The sequence below is a fragment of the Rhizobacter sp. P1_G5 genome, assembly GCF_056405435.1.
In genome coordinates, this window is sequence record NZ_JBFUCB010000661.1 from 1 (window position 1) to 3,222 (window position 3,222).

Genomic DNA, 3,222 nt, shown 5'->3' on the forward strand with positions numbered 1-3,222 from the left:
GAGTCGCTGATGCAGGACATCGACATGTACGAGCTGAAGGCGCGCGGCCCGCAGAACAAGCTCGAGGAACTTCGCATCGAGCTGTGCGACAAGATCAATGCGCTGGGCATCGGCGCGCAGGGCCTGGGCGGGCTGACCACGGTGCTCGACGTGAAGATCGCCACCTACCCGACGCACGCGGCCAGCAAGCCGGTCGCGATGATCCCGAACTGCGCCGCCACGCGCCATGCGCACTTCGTGCTGGACGGCTCCGGCCCGGCCTTCCTCGAGGCGCCCAGCCTCGACCTGTGGCCCGACGTGAAGTGGGCGCCCGACTACAACAAGAGCCGCCGCGTCAACCTCGACACGCTGACGCGCGAGGAAGTGGCGAGCTGGAAGCCGGGCGAGACGCTGCTGCTGAACGGCAAGATGCTGACCGGCCGCGATGCCGCGCACAAGCGCATTCAAGACATGCTGGCGAAGGGCGAGAAGCTGCCGGTCGACTTCACGAACCGCGTCATCTACTACGTCGGCCCGGTCGATCCGGTGCGCGACGAGGTGATGGGCCCGGCCGGCCCGACCACCGCGACCCGCATGGACAAGTTCACCGAGATGATGCTCGCGCAGACCGGCCTGATCGGCATGATCGGCAAGGCCGAGCGCGGCCCGACCGGCATCGAGGCGATCAAGAAGCACAAATCGGCCTACCTGATGGCGGTGGGCGGCGCGGCCTACCTGGTCTCGAAGGCGATCCGCAAGGCCGAGGTGGTGGGTTTTGCCGATCTCGGCATGGAAGCCATCTACGAGTTCGAGATCAACGACATGCCGGTGACGGTGGCGGTCGATTCCGAAGGCACCTCGGTGCACACGACCGGCCCGAAGGAGTGGCAGGCGAAGATCGGCAAGATCCCCGTCGCCGTTTCCTGATCCATGGGCTGACGTGCAGGCCCTGCCCTTCGCGCTGACGAAGATCCAGGCGCCGCGGCCGCGCGGCGAGCACCTGGACCGGCCCCAGCTCGAAGGGCGCCTTGTTTCCGCCATCGGCCAGGCGCGGCTGATGCTGCTGTGCGCGCCGGCCGGCTTCGGCAAGACGGCGCTGCTGGGGCAGTTGCTGGCTTCGCGGCATGACACCGCGGTCGCGTGGATCGCCGCCGACGATGACGACGACCTGGCGCGCTTCATCGCCTGCCTGGTCGCCGCGCTGGAACCGCACGACCTGCCGTGGCGCATCTCGCCGCAGGCGCTGACCACGCTCGGGCAGCAGCCCCGCGGGCTGCGCCGCATCGCCGACGAGCTGCTGAGCGCGCTGGGCGGCGCCGACCTGCGGCAAGGTCCAGGGCCAGGGCATGGCCTGATCGTGCTGGACGATGCGCACCGCATCGCCGATGCGCGCATCTTCGAGCTGCTCGACCTGCTGCTGGAGCAGCTGCCGGCCCCGTGGACCGTGCTGCTCGCGAGCCGCACCGATCCGCCGCTGTCGCTGGCCCGGCTGCGCGCGCAGGGCGAGCTGCTCGAGCTGCGCCAGGCCGACCTGGGCTTCGCCGACGACGAGGTGCGCGCGCTCGCGGCCCGGCGTGGTGCCGGTGCCGAGTTCGTGCAATCGCTGGTCGAGCGCCTGCAGGGCTGGCCGGCGGGCATCCGGCTGAGCCTCGATGCGGCCACGCTCGCCGGCAAGCGCACGCCGGCGGCACTCGGCCAGCGCCACCTGTTCGACTACCTCGCGAGCGAGGTGCTGGCCGACATGCCGGACGGGCTGCGCCGCTTCCTGCTGCAGACCTCGGTGCTCGCCGAGCTGGAGGCCGGGCGCTGCAGCGCGCTGACCGGTGACCCGCAGGCCGCCGGCTGGCTGGACGACATCGAGCGCCGCGGCCTGTTCGTCACCGTGCTCGACGGGCCGCAGCTGACACTGCGCCTGCACGACCTGTTCCGCGATTTCCTCGAAGACCGGCTGCGCCACGAATCCCCCGACGCGCTGACCGGCTTGCTGCACCGCGCCGCCGAGACCGAGCCCGACGCRGCACGCCGCATCGGCTACCTGCAGCGCGCCGGCGACTGGGCGGCGGCCGAGGCGGCGCTGCATGCCGTCGCCCGCGGCTGGCTCACCGACGGCCTGCTGACGCAGACGCAGCGGCTGCTGGCGCAGTTTCCGGCCGGCTGGCGCGAGCGCTCGTCGCCGCTGATGCTGCTGCAGGGGCTGGCCGCGTGGACGCGCTGGGATTTCGTCGCGATGGCCGGGCACTTCCAGCAGGCGCTGCGCCTGGCCGAGCAGCAAGGCCTCGCGGAGCAGGCGCAGCGGGCGCGGGCCTACGTGGCGCTCAGCCTGTGCCAGGTCGACCAGCGCGATGACGCGGCCGCGCTGCTCGCCGAGTTGCGCACGCAGGCCTTGCCGCTCGAAGCCGAGGTCACGGCGCTGACCGCCAGCCTGTGGCATGCCGGCGACTACGGGCCGGTCGGGCCGTCGGCCGGCTACATGGCGCGGCGCAACGCGCTGCTGGCCGAGTGCACCGACCTCGGCCTGTGGTACCAGGCGACGCCGAACCCGCGCGACGTGGCGCTGCCCGGCATCGCGCCGGCGCTGACGGAGTTCGTCGAACGCGTGCTGCGGCTGGCGCCCGAGCACCCGACCGCGATGAGYGCGATCGCCTGGCTGCTGCACGGGCTGATCGCGCTGTGGCAGGGCGATGCGCTGCGCGCGGCCGAACGGCTGCAACGCGCCGACGAGGAGTCGCGCTGGCTCGGCGGCCCGCGCAATGTGCGCACGATGCTGGCGCTGGCCGGCGGCATGCTGCACGCGCTGCGCGGCGACATCGACGCGATGCGCCAGGACAGCGCCCGCCTGCTGGCCGACCCCGAGCAGGAGCCGCCGAGCGCGCGCCGCGACAAGCTGCGCCGCCACATGCAGTTCCAGGCGCTGCGGCTGGCGATGATCGCCGACGATGCGGAGCGCGCCGGCGCCCTGGTGGCGACGCTGGGCGCACCCGACCTGCTGGCGTCGACGCGCATCGCGCAGCGGGCACGCGAGCTGGCGCTGCCGGCCTTCGCGGCCGAGCTGGCCGGGCGCTGGCCGCAGGTGGTCGAGTGCTGGCAGGCGGCCTTGCAGACGCCCGATGCGCTCGAGTGGTACGGGCTGCTGACCGAAGGCCGGCTGCGGCTGGCCGCCGCGCTGGTGCGGCTGGGCCGGCAGCGCGAGGCGGCGCAGCAGGTCGAGGCCGCGGCACTGCGCTGCGCGAGCGACGGCTGGAT

At 72.8% G+C, this 3,222-nt stretch carries 2 protein-coding genes; both read left to right on the top strand.

The genetic code is table 11. The features are described 5' to 3' along the window. A partial coding sequence (locus tag AC1D12_RS29015; protein ID WP_477844603.1) for a fumarate hydratase C-terminal domain-containing protein occupies positions 1-906 on the top strand: 906 nt, incomplete at its 5' end. A gap of 13 nt (positions 907-919) precedes the next feature. Then, a partial coding sequence (locus tag AC1D12_RS29020; RefSeq protein WP_477844605.1) for a winged helix-turn-helix domain-containing protein occupies positions 920-3,222 on the top strand: 2,303 nt, incomplete at its 3' end.